General features: G+C 59.9%; 13 protein-coding genes and 4 tRNA genes. 8 read left to right on the forward strand and 9 right to left on the reverse strand.

What is annotated here, in order from left to right; all coding sequences use genetic code 11:
• The first annotated feature begins 60 nt into the window (after positions 1-60).
• The 4 genes from BW686_RS17750 (at position 61) to BW686_RS17765 (ending at position 4,615) form a co-directional block, all read left to right on the forward strand.
• A complete protein-coding gene (locus BW686_RS17750) occupies positions 61-687 on the forward strand; it encodes a cysteine dioxygenase (RefSeq protein WP_086934826.1) in 627 nt (208 codons plus the stop codon).
• Positions 684-2,267, forward strand: a complete 1,584-nt coding sequence (locus tag BW686_RS17755; protein ID WP_084918837.1) for a rhodanese homology domain-containing protein — start codon at positions 684-686, stop codon at positions 2,265-2,267. The genes BW686_RS17750 and BW686_RS17755 overlap by 4 nt, the downstream gene beginning before the upstream one ends.
• Positions 2,268-2,403: 136 nt before the next feature.
• Positions 2,404-3,393: an ABC transporter substrate-binding protein gene (locus tag BW686_RS17760; RefSeq protein ID WP_084918838.1), complete on the forward strand. Its 990-nt coding sequence runs from the start codon at positions 2,404-2,406 to the stop codon at positions 3,391-3,393.
• Between the two features lie 43 nt (positions 3,394-3,436).
• Positions 3,437-4,615, forward strand: coding sequence for an acyl-CoA dehydrogenase family protein (locus BW686_RS17765; protein WP_084918839.1), 1,179 nt, complete (start codon positions 3,437-3,439; stop codon positions 4,613-4,615).
• A gap of 14 nt (positions 4,616-4,629) precedes the next feature.
• Here the strand turns inward: BW686_RS17765 and BW686_RS17770 are convergent, their stop codons facing one another.
• Positions 4,630-5,538: a LysR family transcriptional regulator gene (locus BW686_RS17770; RefSeq protein WP_084918840.1), complete on the reverse strand. Its 909-nt coding sequence runs from the start codon at positions 5,536-5,538 to the stop codon at positions 4,630-4,632.
• A gap of 188 nt (positions 5,539-5,726) precedes the next feature.
• On the opposite strand from BW686_RS17770, the gene BW686_RS17775 reads away from it, so the two are divergent.
• Entirely contained in the window at positions 5,727-6,449 is a 723-nt protein-coding gene (locus tag BW686_RS17775) for a pirin family protein (RefSeq protein WP_084918841.1), read from the forward strand.
• 107 nt (positions 6,450-6,556) lie between these two features.
• On the opposite strand, the gene BW686_RS17780 is transcribed toward BW686_RS17775, so the two are convergent.
• The 4 genes from BW686_RS17780 to BW686_RS17795 all read right to left on the reverse strand — a co-directional run bounded on the left by BW686_RS17780 (position 6,557) and on the right by BW686_RS17795 (position 6,966).
• Positions 6,557-6,632 (reverse strand) — tRNA-Gly (locus BW686_RS17780).
• Between the two features lie 3 nt (positions 6,633-6,635).
• Positions 6,636-6,711 (reverse strand) — tRNA-Glu (locus BW686_RS17785).
• A 100-nt stretch (positions 6,712-6,811) separates the two neighbouring features.
• A tRNA-Gly gene (locus BW686_RS17790) sits at positions 6,812-6,887 on the reverse strand.
• A 3-nt stretch (positions 6,888-6,890) separates the two neighbouring features.
• Positions 6,891-6,966 (reverse strand) — tRNA-Glu (locus tag BW686_RS17795).
• 316 nt (positions 6,967-7,282) lie between these two features.
• Between BW686_RS17795 and BW686_RS17800 the strand changes: the two genes are divergently transcribed.
• Positions 7,283-8,041 carry a hypothetical protein gene (locus BW686_RS17800; RefSeq protein ID WP_084918842.1) on the forward strand — a complete coding sequence of 253 codons (759 nt, stop codon included), beginning with the start codon at positions 7,283-7,285 and terminating at the stop codon, positions 8,039-8,041.
• A gap of 54 nt (positions 8,042-8,095) precedes the next feature.
• On the opposite strand, the gene BW686_RS17805 is transcribed toward BW686_RS17800, so the two are convergent.
• Entirely contained in the window at positions 8,096-8,578 is a 483-nt protein-coding gene (locus tag BW686_RS17805) for a GAF domain-containing protein (RefSeq protein WP_084918843.1), read from the reverse strand.
• Positions 8,575-9,465: an ATP-binding protein gene (locus tag BW686_RS17810; RefSeq protein ID WP_084918844.1), complete on the reverse strand. Its 891-nt coding sequence runs from the start codon at positions 9,463-9,465 to the stop codon at positions 8,575-8,577. The genes BW686_RS17805 and BW686_RS17810 overlap by 4 nt, the downstream gene beginning before the upstream one ends.
• A gap of 90 nt (positions 9,466-9,555) precedes the next feature.
• On the opposite strand from BW686_RS17810, the gene BW686_RS17815 reads away from it, so the two are divergent.
• Entirely contained in the window at positions 9,556-11,895 is a 2,340-nt protein-coding gene (locus BW686_RS17815; protein WP_084918845.1) for a hybrid sensor histidine kinase/response regulator, read from the forward strand.
• 6 nt (positions 11,896-11,901) lie between these two features.
• On the opposite strand, the gene BW686_RS17820 is transcribed toward BW686_RS17815, so the two are convergent.
• Positions 11,902-12,387 (reverse strand): glutathione peroxidase, encoded by a 486-nt coding sequence (locus BW686_RS17820; RefSeq protein WP_084918846.1) that lies wholly within the window; start codon positions 12,385-12,387, stop codon positions 11,902-11,904.
• 116 nt (positions 12,388-12,503) lie between these two features.
• Positions 12,504-12,899 (reverse strand): peptide-methionine (R)-S-oxide reductase MsrB, encoded by a 396-nt coding sequence (gene msrB, locus BW686_RS17825; RefSeq protein WP_084918847.1) that lies wholly within the window; start codon positions 12,897-12,899, stop codon positions 12,504-12,506.
• 190 nt (positions 12,900-13,089) lie between these two features.
• Between msrB and BW686_RS17830 the strand changes: the two genes are divergently transcribed.
• Complete coding sequence (locus tag BW686_RS17830; RefSeq protein ID WP_004657364.1) at positions 13,090-14,301, forward strand: pyridoxal phosphate-dependent aminotransferase; 1,212 nt, start codon at positions 13,090-13,092, stop codon at positions 14,299-14,301.
• Positions 14,302-14,489: the final 188 nt, after the last annotated feature.

A 14,489-nucleotide genomic window follows, 5' to 3' on the forward strand; every position in this document is an offset into this window, starting at 1 on the left:
AAAAAATAGCATATTAAATAGCAATATTATGCTTATATCGAGCCATTACCCGATCAGGAAATGGACATGACCCGGCGAAGACTCCCTGAACAACACCCCGAGCGGCTCGGGGCCTTCATTGATGCGCTGGCGCAACTGATCGGCAGCGAGCCACACGAAAGCGATCTGTTGCGGCGAGGCGGCAAGCTGCTGGCGCAACTGGTCAGCCACAATGACTGGTTACCCACAGAGTTCGCCGTCCCCTCCTCCCAGCGCTATCAACAATTTCTGCTGCATGCCGACGCACAGCAGCGCTTTTCGGTGGTGAGTTTTGTCTGGGGGCCAGGCCAGAGCACACCGATTCACGACCACCGCGTCTGGGGCCTGATCGGGATGCTGCGCGGCGCAGAGCATTCACAGGGGTATGCCCGCACGCCCGAAGGGGGTTTCGTGGCCAGCGGCCCGGCAGTCCGCTTGCAGCCCGGACAGGTCGAGGCATTGTCGCCACTCAGCAACGATGTTCACCAGGTCAGCAACGCGTTCGACGATCAAGTGTCGATCAGCATTCATGTCTACGGCGCCGATATCGGCACCGTGAAGCGCGCCGTCTACGCACTCGACGGCAGCGAAAAACCGTTTATTTCCGGCTACTCCAATGCCGTTGCCACGGCCCGTCAGGATCAGCCCACAGGGAGCGTTACCCCATGACCACATCCGCAGTCCGATCTTTCGTCGAGATTCGTCAGGCGTTGCTGGACCGCCAGGAACTGGCGCTGGTGGATGTCCGCGAGGAAGCGCCATTCGCCGAAGCCCATCCCTTGTTTGCGGTGAACATTCCGCTGTCGAAACTGGAGTTGGAGGTGTTCGCGCGAATTCCCCGTCGCGACACTGCCGTCACGCTGTATGACAACGGCGAAGGACTGGCGCAGATCGCCCGGCAACGCCTGCAATCATGGGGCTACAGCGACGTGACACTGCTCGACGGTGGCTTGCAGGGCTGGCGCGAAGCAGGGGGCGAGCTGTTCATTGATGTCAACGTGCCAAGCAAGGCGTTTGGCGAACTGGTGGAACATCACCGCGCCACGCCCTCGCTGACCGCCGAAGAGGTCAAGGCGTTGCTCGACAGCCATGCCGACGTGGTGGTGCTGGATGCCCGACGTTATGATGAATACCAGACCATGAGCATACCGGGCGGCATCAGTGTGCCGGGCGCCGAACTGGTGCTGCGCGCGCGCGAGCTGGCACCGGAGCCGAATACCCGGATCATCGTCAATTGCGCCGGCCGCACGCGCAGCATCATTGGCACTCAATCCCTGGTCAATGCAGGCCTTCCCAATCAGGTTCACGCCTTGCGCAACGGCACGATCGGCTGGCTGCTGGCCGGCCAGACGCTAGACCACGGCCAGAACCGGCGCTTCGCGGCGGTCAGCGACGACACTCGTGAAACCGCCAGCGCCGATGCTCGCCGGGTCGCCGACCGGGCAAAGGTCAAGCGTGCCGGCCGCGACGAACTGCACCGCTGGCAAGCCGAGGCGTCGCGCACCACTTACCTGTTCGACGTGCGCACCCCGGAAGAGTTTGCCAAGGGCCATTGGCCTGGCGCGCGCTCCACGCCGGGCGGCCAACTGGTGCAGGAAACCGATCATTTCGCCAGCGTACGCGGCGCACGCATTGCGCTGCTGGATGATGATGGCGTTCGCGCCAACATGACAGCGTCCTGGCTGGCACAGCTGGGCTGGGACGTGTGGGCCATCGATGATCTCAACGCGGCAGACTTCAGCGAGTCTGGCGACTGGAGCGCGCCCGCACCTGTTGCGCCACAAGTAGAGGCGATCAGCGTCGAAACCCTTGCCAACTGGCTGACGCACGGCGAGGTCGCGGTGCTGGATTTCACGGCCAGCGCCAATCACGTCAAGCAGCACATCCCCGGCGCCTGGTGGACCCTGCGCGCAGACCTCAAGACCGCGTTGGCAAAACTGCCTGCCGCCGAGCGCTATGTACTGACCTGCGCAAGCAGTCGTCTGGCGCGTTTCGCCGTGGCCGACGTCGAAGCGCTGACCGACAAGCCGGTGTTCCTGCTCGAAGGCGGCACCGCCAGCTGGATCAAGGCCGGCCTGCCCGTGGAGCACGGCGAACAGCGCCTGGCCTCGCCCCGCATCGACCGCTACCGCCGCCCTTATGAAGGCACCGATGCGCCCCGCGAAGCCATGCAGGCGTATCTGGACTGGGAATATGGTCTGGTGGACCAGTTGGGCCGGGACGGGACACACGGTTTTAACGTGATTTGAAGTGGCAGGACGGTGCCGATGCTCGCGTTGGCACGCATTGATGGACACACGGAGCGTCACCCAAGGCACTTCCACGCAGGCGCGTGAGGAACGTCAAGTGTCTGGCCAACAATCAACTTAATGGAGACACCTGATAATGCTGCCTTTTTTCAAATCACCTTTACCGCTCAAAAGCCTGCTGCTGGGCGCACTGCTCAGCCTGCTGACAGGTCAACAGATGCTGGCTGCCGAGCTGGCGCCTCTGTTGGTGGCCAATCAGAAATCGCTGCTGAAAACATTGTTGCAGGTCTCCGGCGAGCTCAAGGATGTGCCTTATGAGATTCAGTTCTCGGAGTTCCCTTCCGCCGCGCCTCTGGGTGAGGCGCTGAATGCCGAGGCCGTGGACATCGGCGCGCTGGGCGATGCGCCCTACGTGTTCGCCCTCGGCGCAGGCGCGCCCTTGAAAGTGGTCAGCATCACCCATGCGCAAGGTCGTTTCACCACCGCCGTGCTGGTGCCGAAAGACTCGCCGATCAAGACCGTGGCCGATCTGAAAGGCAAGCGCATTGTCACTGGACGCGGTTCCATTGGTCATTACCTTGCAATCCGCGCCCTGCAACAGGCCGGGTTGAAGACCCGCGATGTCACCTTCATCAACCTGCTGCCCAGCGAGTCACGCCTGGTGCTGGTCAACGGCGATGCCGATGCCTGGGCCACGTGGGACCCGTACACCACAATTGCCATCAGCCAGAGCAATGATCGCGTACTGGTCAGCGGCAATGAGCTGCTCAGCAACCACCTGTACCTCGCTGCAACCAGCAAAGCCATCGAAGGCAAACGCGTCCAGCTGGATGATTTCGTTGCCAGGGTCGAACGTGCGTTCGACTGGTCCAATACGCACCCCGAGGAGTATGCCGCCGCACAGGCGAAAGTCACTGGCCTGCCGTTGGAGGTCCATCTGGCCGTTGCCAAGGCAACGAACATGCAACGCACGCCGATTGACGACACCATTATTCAGGGCTTGCAAAACACCGCAGACACTTACCTGGCCGAAGGCATTCTGACCAGGCAGGTCGATGTGTCGACAGGCTTCGATAAAAGCTTCAATGCTGCGCGCGCGCAGGTTGCCCAGGCGACTGCCCCCTGATGGTTCGATAACCGCCTGAGACCCGTTGCGAAAAGGAACCCGCATGAAACTTTCCCCGCTTCGTCAGCACTCTGAACCACCGGAATCAGCCGAAGACTTCACTGCCCGGCTGGCAGGCCTGACCGCAGCACTGGCTGAAACCGCCGAACAGTACGATGTCAGCGCAGCATTTCCTCATGCCAATTTCAGGTTGCTGCACAGCCACGGCTTGCTTGGCCTGACGGTGCCGGCAGAACTGGGCGGTGGCGGTGCCGACCTGGTGCGGGCGCAGCAAGTCGTCAGCGCAGTGGCCAAAGGCGAGCCTTCGACCGCGTTGATTCTGGTCATGCAGTATCTGCAGCACTCACGCCTGCAAGAGAACCGCAACTGGCCGAGCCATCTGCGCGAGCAGGTTGCTGAAGAGGCGGTACGTGACGGCGCGCTGATCAACGCCTTGCGCGTCGAGCCGGACCTGGGCACACCTGCCCGTGGCGGCCTGCCGGGCACCCTCGCCCGCCGCACCCGCGAAGGCTGGCGAATCAGCGGCAGCAAGGTCTATTCCACCGGCAGCCACGGCCTGACCTGGTTCGCCGTGTGGGCACGCAGCGATGATGCCGACCCGCTGGTCGGCAGCTGGCTGGTTCACAAGGACACGCCGGGCATTACCATTATCGAAGACTGGGACCATCTGGGCATGCGCGCCACCTGCAGCCATGAGGTCAGATTCGACAACGTGCTGGTGCCGCTCGAACAGGCCGTCAGCGTCAGCCCGTGGAGCGCTCCCCATGCCGAGCTGGACGGCTCGGGCATGCTCTGGATGGCGGTGCTGCTGTCCTCGGTCTACGACGGCATCGCACATTCCGCCCGCGACTGGCTGGTGCAATGGCTGGAACAGCGCACACCGTCCAATCTCGGGGCTGCCCTCTCGACCCTGCCGCGCTTTCAGGAAACGGTCGGGCATATCGACACCCTGCTGTTCGCCAACCAGAGCCTGCTGCAAGCCGCGGCACAGGGCCACACGTGCGCCAGTCATGCCGCACAGATCAAGTTTCTGGTAACCGGCAATGCGATACGCGCCGTGGAACTGGCCATCGAAGCCTCAGGCAACCCGGGCCTGTCACGCAACAACCCGCTGCAGCGGCATTACCGCAACGTTGTGTGCGGCCGGGTGCATACGCCGCAGAACGACGCCGTGCTGACCAACGCAGGCAAGGCGGCTTTTGCCAGGCGCAGCACAGCGTGAGGTGCGCCTGCGGATCAGCTCTTCCGGTCACCCGGCTCGATATTTGAATCAAGACGCTCACGCAGAAACTCGATAAACGCCTGCACCGGCCGCGAGGCCTGACGGTGTTGCGGGTAGACCGCCGACAGCGTCAGCGGCTCAGGCCGAAGATCGTCCAGCACGCGGACCAGACTGCCGTCATGCAGCGCCGCACTGACAATAAAGGTCGGCAGGTAGGTGACACCCAGCCCGGCGACGGCTGCATCCTTGAGCAACTCGCCGTTATTGGCGCGCATTCGGCCACTGACGCTCAGACTCGACGCCTTGCCCACGCCCTGAAAACGCCACTGCACCTGACGAGCGTGGCCATAAGGCAGGCAGTCATGACCGTGCAAGTCTTCAGGTGTCTGGGGCGTGCCACGTTCGGCCAGATAAGCCGGGCTGGCGCAGTAGACCCGATCAATCGACGCAATGCGTCGCGCAATCAGGCTGGAGTCTTCCAGCACACCGATGCGCAGCACCAGGTCATAGCCTTCGCTGATCACGTCCACCGGACGGTCGCTCAAATCGACCTCTACCGCCACATCGCGATAACGCTGTAAAAACTGCGGCAGCAGACAGCCCAAGTGGGCGACCGCAAACGACAACGGCGCACTCAGGCGCAACGTGCCCCGTGGCTCGTTGTTCTGCCCGGTAATCCCCTGCTCGACCTGTTCGACCTCGGCCAGCAAGCGCTGGGCCGATTCATAATAACTCTGGCCCAGCGGCGTCACATCCAGACGTCGCGTCGAGCGATTGAGCAGGCGCACACCCAGCCGGTCTTCCAGTTGCATCAGGCGGCGACTGACAAATTGCTTGGACAGGCCGAGCTTGTCGGACGCCGCCGTGAAGCTGCCAGACTCCATGACCTGGCAGAAAATACGCATGTCTTCAAAAGGGTTCATGGTCGCGGCCCGAAGGTGAGCAGAAAAGTATTCTGCATGGAGCGTAACGCGCAGCCCGATACTGTCAACCTCAGCGAGACAGTGATTCATCTTTCAGCTACTTATTGCGACAGTCGATAAGCCGTAACCTTCGTCTCACTTGATCGATCGCTGAATGTGCAGCGTCGATACCCGATGGAGAATGAATCATGCTCGATGTTCGCAAAGCTTCCGACCGTGGCGCGGCCGATCATGGCTGGTTGAAATCCTTCCATACCTTTTCCTTTGCCGGCTACAGCGACCCGCAGGAACAGGGTTTTTCCGATCTGCTGGTGATCAATGACGACCGGGTAACCGCAGGCAAGGGTTTCGGCCAGCACCCGCACCGCAACATGGAAATCTTTTCCTACGTGCTGGAAGGTGCGCTGGAGCACAAGGACACGCTGGGCACCGGATCAGTGATTCGTCCTGGCGACGTGCAGTTGATGAGTGCCGGCAGTGGCGTTTCGCACAGCGAGTTCAACCACTCGCAGACCGAGGGCGTGCATTTTCTGCAGATATGGATTGTGCCGAATGTCGTGGGGGCAGCCCCGAAATACCGTCAGACGCACTTCGCCCCGGAACAGAAACGTGGCCGTCTGCAGTTGATCATCTCCCCGGAAGGTGAGAACGGATCCCTTGAGGTCCGTCAGGACGCTCGTGTGTACGCCGGTCTGTTCGATGGCGACGAAACGGCCACGCTCGAACTGGCAGCAGACCGTTACGCCTACGTGCATGTTGCGCGTGGCAGTGTGGTGCTCAATGGCAAGCCACTGGGTGAAGGGGACGGTGTACGTGTTCGTAGCGAACAGCGGATCAGCCTGAGCAAAGGGGTTGGCGCCGAAGTGCTGGTATTCGATATGCGGCCCAATGAACAACCGCAAATGCCTTGAAGGTTGGCACTGAATAACGCCGCTCAAATAAGTGGCGTTGTTTATAAGCCGATCAATAAAACGCACAAACAAAAACGCCGCTCTAGTGAGCGGCGTTTTTGTGAATTTGGAGCGGGAAACGAGACTCGAACTCGCGACCCCGACCTTGGCAAGGTCGTGCTCTACCAACTGAGCTATTCCCGCATATGGCGTCCCCTAGGGGACTCGAACCCCTGTTACCGCCGTGAAAGGGCGGTGTCCTAGGCCACTAGACGAAGGGGACACTGCCTGAAACACAATGGTGTGTGTTTCAGTTCCAGACATCATCCGGAGATGTGTGCTGGTTTCACTCAACACCGCCCTTGAGCAATGCTGCTTAAAACTGGAGCGGGAAACGAGACTCGAACTCGCGACCCCGACCTTGGCAAGGTCGTGCTCTACCAACTGAGCTATTCCCGCATATGGCGTCCCCTAGGGGACTCGAACCCCTGTTACCGCCGTGAAAGGGCGGTGTCCTAGGCCACTAGACGAAGGGGACACACGTACAACATTCACTACTTATTTGCGCTACGCTGTGTGCTTTACGCTGTAAGTGGCGCGCATTCTATGGATGGTTTGGGGGGTCGTCAACCCCAATCTGAAAATTTATTGAAATCAATAACTTCGATGCCGTTCAGACGCTGACCGATGGTCACCGAGGGTTCGGCAGCCTGACCTATATCGTTCACCTGCCTAATCTATATAGAAGAGATGCCGACAAACTCCCAAAGGGACATCTATGCGCAGTAGTGCTTAGCCACTACACTCGCACTAAAACTAATTGCACAAATGAGGTTTGCACAGTGACTCCACTCATGATCACGCTGATGGTAGTAGCAGGCATCGCACTGCTGATCGCGATCGGCTACCTGAATCACGTCGCTGAAAACGGCAAACTGGAAAAAGCCCGTACCAAGGTCGAACTCGGTGATCGTCTGCGTCGTTGCAGCGAAATCACAGAGGTATTCCCCGGCCAGTTGATGTCCCCCGCATTGAAGCTGCTGCTGGCACGACTGGAACTCAATGTCGTGCAGCGCATGCTTAATATGGAAAAAGGCAACGCTCAGCTCAAGCACCGCATCGGAGAACTGGAAGGGCAGATTGCGAAGGGGGAAGGCATTGAAATACCCAACCCGGTCACGCCGATCCAGACCGAAGCCAAGGCCAAGGACGTCCGCTTTCTGCTGGAGGCCCTGCATGGCCAGGTGACGCGGGCGGCGCATGACGGTTTTCTGCAGACCAGCGAAGCCAAACACTGGATCCGTGAAATACGCACCATTCTGGTGACGCTGCACATCGAGTTTTTCAACAACCTTGGTCAGACCGCCCTCTCGCAGGACCAGCCAGGTCAGGCACGCCTGGCCTTTGAGCGTGGCGTGCAGTATTTGCGCAATCAGCCGGACCCGGTGACCTATCAGCAGCAACTGCTGGCAATGGAAAAACAATTGGCCCGCGCCAATTCGATGGTTCTGACCAACACGGCGCCAACCGAAGACGACGATAACGCACTCACCGAAGGCCTCAAGCAGGACGACACCGAATCGGAATGGAAGAAGAAAGTCATCTACGATTGATGACTGCCTCGCCGCCGCTGGAGCCTGACTCCAGACGGCGGCCGGTCGACCGGCTCAGCAGTCGGTCGATGCCAGAAAGATCGCCGCCAGACGCTCGATACCTGCCTGATCCTCTTCCTTGAAACGCCCCACACTCGGACTGTCCAGGTCCAGCACGCCAATCAGACGCCCTTCTTTGACCAACGGCACGACCAGTTCGCTGTTCGACGCGCTGTCGCAGGCGATGTGTCCGGGAAACGCGTGTACGTCCTGAACACGTTGAGTTTGCCGGGTGTGCGCTGCCGCACCGCAGACCCCGCGACCGAAGGGGATGCGCACGCAGGCGATCTGCCCCTGAAACGGCCCAAGCACCAACTCTTCGTCACGGTTGAGGTAGAAACCGGCCCAGTTCAAATCCTCGATCTGGGTATAGAGAAACGCCGAGAACTGCGCCGCGTTGGCAATGAAATCCCGCTCATCGGCCAACAACGCCTCAAGCTGCGCGGCCAGTAGACCATAGCCTTCCTGCCCTGCTCCGGTGTTTTGCAAATCAATCATGTCTGTAGCTCCAACAATTCAAGTCCTACCCAATAACGCGCAAACTGATAAGCGCAGCGGCCATTGCGATTGCCCCGGGCGGTTGCCCAGCGGATCGCCGCCTTGTCCAGATGTTCATCGCGCTGCCAGTGCAACCCGGCCTTTTGGGCCAGTTGCGTGATCCAGTGCTCGACCACGTTCAGGTAATGCTCCTGGGTGAACGGATAGAACGACAGCCACAGCCCGAACCGGTCAGACAAGGCAATCTTGTCTTCCACGGCCTCACTGGGGTGCAACTCCCCGTCAACGTGCTGCCAATTGGCGTTGTCGCTCTCTTTTTCCGGCACCAGGTGCCGGCGATTGGAGGTGGCGTAGAGCAGCACGTTATCCGGCGCCTGCTCCAGCGAACCGTCAAGCACGCTTTTCAGCACTCGGTAATCGCCCTCCCCCGACTCGAACGACAAGTCATCGCAGAACAGCACAAAACGCTGCGGCAGTTTTTGCAGTTGCTCGACCACGCGGGGCAGATCCCCCAAATGGTCACGTTCGATTTCGATCAGGCGCAAGCCTGCCGACGCGTACTCGGCCAGTAGCGCCCGGATCAGCGACGATTTGCCGGTGCCACGCGACCCCCACAGCAAGGCGTGGTTGGCGGGCAACCGCTCAATGAACTGACGCGTATTGCGCCCTAGCTGATCACGCTGCCGGTCAACGCCGACCAGGTCGGTCAGGCGCGTCTCCAGACTCACCTGCAACGGCATCAGGTAGCCACTGCGCCCCTCGCGCACCCAACGGGCTGCCAGTGTTGCGGCCCAGTCGACCGGTTCACGCAGGGCGGGCAACAAGGGCTCCAGACGGGCCAGCACCGCATCTGCGCGTTGCAGAAAAGCATCCAAACGAGAATCCACGGGATCTCCTCACTATTTAACTGATTGGTCACGGGTGCCGATCAGCTATGCTTGACCCGCACCGGGCACCAGAAGTGACAGTTATTACTCATGGATATATCGCTCAAAAACAGGCTTTCATTCAAACAGGCGCGTCTTGCCGTTCTGATCGGCTTTGCGCTTGGAACCCTGTTGAGCGTGGCGCAGATTGCGATTGATTATGCCAGCGAAGATGCGTCCATCAATCGGGAAATCAAATCACTGCTGGAAATCATCCAGAATCCTGCATCGCGTATTGCCTATAACATCGATGCCGAACTGGCTCAGGAGCTCACCCTCGGGCTGCTGCACTCCCCTGCGGTGGTCAGTGCCAGGCTGACCGACAACAATGACACCGTGCTCGCCAGCGTCGAGCGACCGACGGCCACAGGCCGTTACCGGGTACTCAGCGACTGGCTGTTCGGCGAAAGCCGGCAGTTTCAAGAGAAGCTGCACCTCGATCACCTGCCAAGCGAAACCATCGGCACACTGTACCTCACCGTCGACACCTTCGCGTTTGGCAGTCACTTCCTGCAACGTGCCGAAATCACCCTGCTCAACGGGTTCGTGCGCAGCCTGGCGCTGGCCGGCATCCTGACCATTCTGTTTTACGCCACCCTGACCAAACCACTGGTAAGGGTCATACGCGAATTGAGCAGCCGCGACCCGCGCAGCCCTGATCAGGCGCAAATCACCTGCCCGCCGCACCACGAGCAAGATGAAATCGGCGTCCTGGTCGCGACGTTCAATCGCCAGTTCGAAACCGTGAGCACCGAATTCTCCAGACGGCGCGCGGCCGAAGACCGACTTAACGACCACCTCAACGAGCTGGAAAACATCGTTTCGGCGCGCACCACCGAGCTCAAGGCCAGCAACATGCGCCTGCGCGAATCCAACGAAGAGCTGCAAATAGCGCGCAGCACTGCACTCGACATGGCCCACGCGCGCGCCGCCTTTCTGGCACACATGAGCCACGAAATCCGCACACCGCTCAACGGTTTGCTGGGCATGCTGGCGTTGTCGCTGGACAGCCCGCTCGGCGCCGAACAGCGTCAGCAGCTGATGATTGCCCACGACTCGGGCAAGGTTCTGGTGGAGTTGCTCAACGATATTCTCGACATGTCCAAATTCGACGCCGGCCATCTGGAGATCGAGCGCATTCCTTTCGATCTGGGCGCCTTGATCGAGGACACCGCCAACCTGCTGTCGCAGAACGCGGCGCCCAGTGTCGAACTGACCTGCCTGATCGCGCCGGACTTCCCGGCCATGATCACCGGCGACCCGACCCGGGTGCGGCAAATCGTCAGCAATTTGCTGTCCAACGCCCTCAAGTTCACCCGGTTTGGGCGCGTAGATGTGCGCCTTTCACACCACCTGGACGCTGCCTCCGGAGAGAATCGCATCCGTATCGAAGTGCGCGACACCGGCATAGGGATCGCGCAGGATGCCCAGACCAGAATCTTCCAGCCGTTTACTCAGGCAGAAACCGCCATCACCCGCCAGTACGGCGGCACCGGACTGGGTCTGGCACTGACCAATAACTTGTGCGAAGCCATGAATGGCACGCTGAGCATTCAGTCGCTGTCCGGTTTCGGCAGTCAGTTCTGTGCCGAATTGCCATTACCGGTTCACGTGCCCGCCGTCGCCCAGACCCCGCTCACAGGACGCGTCACCGTGATCAGCTCGGCGGGCAGCGGCCTGGTCGAGCTGCTCGGCAATCTGCTGCCGTACTGGGGCGTGGACCTCAAGCGACGCAGCGCGGATAACCTTGACCCGGACGACACTCCGGACCTGGTGATCACCGATTGCCCGGAGTGCCTGTTCGCGATCCGCCCGATGACGCCCGTGCCGATATTACTGGTCACCGCCTACGGCAACTTCATGCCAGGTGAACAGGTGGCCGCCCTCGCCCCGCTTCAACAGCAGGCACGCCCCTTGGCCCGCAACGCGCTTTACCACACGTTGCGGCGAATCCTGAACCATGAAGAAACGAGCGCCAAAGACGCAACAGCGCGGGAAAAGACAACGCAGCGCCTGGCGCGCGTGCTGCTGGTGGAGGACAACCCGGTCAATCAACTGGTTGCCAAAAGCATACTGGCCAAACTGGGCTGCGAAGTGGTCATCAGCAGTCATGGTGGCGAAGCGCTGGAACAATTGGAGAAAGGCCATTTCGACCTGGTTTTGATGGACTGCAATATGCCGGTCATGGACGGCTATGAGGCGAGCCGCCAGATCCGCAGCAGCGGCCGCTGGCCCAACCTGCCGATTGTCGCCCTGACCGCCAACGCCATGCCCGACGAACGCGAGCGCTGCAAGGCGGCAGGCATGAACGACTATCTGGCCAAGCCGTTCAGACGTGCCGAACTGATCGGCATTCTGGACCAATGGATACCGCTTGCCGAGAACAGCTGAACACGCTTAACGCAACAGCGCCTCGATTTCACCCTTCAACTCTTCGGGCTTGGTCAAGGGCGCGAAACGCTTGACCTGCTTACCGTCCTTGCCAATCAGGAATTTGGTGAAGTTCCACTTGATACGCTCGGTGCCCAATACACCGGGCGCCTGCTGCTTGAGCTCTACGAACAAGGGATGAGCCTGCGCGCCATTCACCTCCACCTTTTTGAACAGGGGGAAGCTGACCCCGTAGTTCAGCTCGCAAAAACCGGAAATAGCCCCTTCATCGCCCGGCTCCTGTTTACCGAACTGGTTACAAGGAAAGCCGAGCACCACCAGCCCCCGGTCCTTATAGTCTTGCCAGAGTTTTTCCAGCCCCTGATATTGAGGCGTAAAGCCGCACTTGCTGGCCGTATTGACCACCAGCACTGCCTTGCCGGCGAAATCAGCGAGGGTTTTCTGTTCTCCCTTGATCGTGGTGACCGGGATGTTCAGCAGGTTTTCACTCATGAAAAAGAGGCCTCGGCGCTAGGGTTGGGTCAAACGTAAGCGTTGACGTTAGCGTGCTATTGAACAGCACGCACGCCAATTTCCGGGATTGATGCAGGTCAATAAACGCACACGCGCTATTGGCGAGGTTCCAGCGTCAGGCACACCGAGTTGATGCAGTAACGCAACCCGGTCGGCGGTGGGCCATCGGGAAACACATGACCCAGATGAGCATCGCATTTGGCGCAGACGACTTCCGTACGAATCATGCCATGGCTGATATCGCGCACTTCGACCACCGCACTGCCTTCCAGCGGCGCGTAAAAACTCGGCCAGCCGCAGCCCGAATCGAACTTGGTTTGCGAGTCGAACAGCGCCTCATTGCAACAGATGCAGTGGTAGACGCCTGCTGTTTTCGTGTCGTTGTATTGGCCGGAAAACGGCCGCTCGGTGCCTTTCAGGCGACACACGTTGTATTGCTCCGGGTCGAGCATCTGCTTCCACTCTTCAAGCGTTTTCTGCAACTTGTCCACAGGTACACCTCCAAACTCGAAAAAGCCCGATCTGTACCTTTTCCGCAGATCAGGTGGCACGTATGATTGCGCCCATTCAGACCCCAGTCTGTCACCCGTGTTTGTCGCATACAAACCCATTTTCATGGCGAACGTGCAGCAACCTTCATTGCAGGCCGGTAACACCTCGTCCATTTTCGGGATCATCACCATGCAGTTCAACAAATCGAACAAGCTCGCAAACGTCTGCTACGACATTCGCGGGCCAGTGCTCAAGCACGCCAAACGCCTGGAAGAGGAAGGTCATCGCATCCTCAAGCTGAACATCGGCAACCCGGCACCGTTTGGTTTCGAGGCGCCGGACGAAATCCTGCAGGACGTGATCCGCAACCTGCCGACCGCTCAGGGCTACAGTGACTCCAAAGGTCTGTTCAGCGCCCGCAAGGCGGTCATGCAGTACTACCAGCAAAAGCAGGTAGAAGGTGTCGGTATCGAGGACATCTACCTGGGCAACGGCGTTTCCGAACTGATCGTGATGTCGATGCAGGCGTTGCTCAACAATGGCGACGAAGTGCTGGTTCCTGCCCCCGACTATCCCTTGTGGACAGCAGCCGTTGCCCTGTCCGGTGGCAGCCCGGTGCATTACCTGTGCGACGAGCAGGCCAACTGGTGGCCGGACCTTGAAGACATCAAGGCCAAGATCACCCCGAACACCAAGGCCATGGTCATCATCAACCCGAACAACCCGACCGGGGCCGTGTATTCCCGCGAGGTGCTGCTGGGGATGCTGGAACTGGCTCGCCAGCACAATCTGGTGGTGTTCTCCGATGAAATCTACGACAAGATCCTCTACGACGACGCCGTACACATCTGCACCGCCTCGCTGGCTCCGGACCTGCTGTGCCTGACGTTCAACGGCCTGTCCAAGTCCTACCGGGTGGCGGGCTTCCGGTCCGGCTGGATTGCCATTTCCGGGCCGAAACACAATGCGCAGAGCTATATCGAAGGCATCGATATCCTGGCCAACATGCGCCTGTGCGCCAACGTGCCCAGCCAGCATGCGATCCAGACCGCTTTGGGTGGCTACCAGAGCATCAACGACCTGATTCTGCCACCCGGCCGCCTGCTGGAGCAGCGCAACCGTACGTGGGAACTGCTCAACGACATTCCCGGCGTCAGTTGCGTGAAGCCGATGGGGGCGTTGTATGCGTTCCCGCGCATCGACCCTAAGGTCTGCCCGATCTTTAACGACGAAAAGTTCGTCCTCGACCTGCTGCTGTCGGAAAAACTGCTGGTGGTTCAGGGCACTGCGTTCAACTGGCCGTACCCTGATCACTTCCGCGTCGTGACCCTGCCGCGGGTCGACGAACTGGAGCAGGCCATTGGCCGTATCGGTAACTTCCTGAAAGGTTATCGCCAGTAACCCAGCGCCTCGCTATCGTTACTCCTGACTGCCCCGACCCGTTCGGGGCCGTTTATTTCCACCCCGCCAAAATAGCCGCCAGGCACTGCGTCAAACCCTTCAGGCATCGAATGCTCTGGCTCAGGCGCCGTTCAGCTTCCCGGGATTACCATCGATTGTGACCAGAGGACACAGTTTGAAATAGTCCC

The organism is Pseudomonas syringae, assembly GCF_002157375.1.
Taxonomy (GTDB): Bacteria; Pseudomonadota; Gammaproteobacteria; order Pseudomonadales; family Pseudomonadaceae; genus Aquipseudomonas; species Aquipseudomonas syringae_T.

Excerpts from the sequence above, each read along its gene's own strand:
- BW686_RS17750 (WP_086934826.1), top strand. The coding sequence starts at position 61 with ATGGACATGACCCGGCGAAGACTCCCTGAACAACACCCCGAGCGGCTC.
- BW686_RS17755 (WP_084918837.1), top strand. The coding sequence starts at position 684 with ATGACCACATCCGCAGTCCGATCTTTCGTCGAGATTCGTCAGGCGTTG.
- BW686_RS17760 (WP_084918838.1), top strand. The coding sequence starts at position 2,404 with ATGCTGCCTTTTTTCAAATCACCTTTACCGCTCAAAAGCCTGCTGCTG.
- BW686_RS17765 (WP_084918839.1), top strand. The coding sequence starts at position 3,437 with ATGAAACTTTCCCCGCTTCGTCAGCACTCTGAACCACCGGAATCAGCC.
- BW686_RS17770 (WP_084918840.1), bottom strand. The coding sequence starts at position 5,538 with ATGAACCCTTTTGAAGACATGCGTATTTTCTGCCAGGTCATGGAGTCT.
- BW686_RS17775 (WP_084918841.1), top strand. The coding sequence starts at position 5,727 with ATGCTCGATGTTCGCAAAGCTTCCGACCGTGGCGCGGCCGATCATGGC.
- BW686_RS17800 (WP_084918842.1), top strand. The coding sequence starts at position 7,283 with ATGATCACGCTGATGGTAGTAGCAGGCATCGCACTGCTGATCGCGATC.
- BW686_RS17805 (WP_084918843.1), bottom strand. The coding sequence starts at position 8,578 with ATGATTGATTTGCAAAACACCGGAGCAGGGCAGGAAGGCTATGGTCTA.
- BW686_RS17815 (WP_084918845.1), top strand. The coding sequence starts at position 9,556 with ATGGATATATCGCTCAAAAACAGGCTTTCATTCAAACAGGCGCGTCTT.
- BW686_RS17820 (WP_084918846.1), bottom strand. The coding sequence starts at position 12,387 with ATGAGTGAAAACCTGCTGAACATCCCGGTCACCACGATCAAGGGAGAA.
- BW686_RS17830 (WP_004657364.1), top strand. The coding sequence starts at position 13,090 with ATGCAGTTCAACAAATCGAACAAGCTCGCAAACGTCTGCTACGACATT.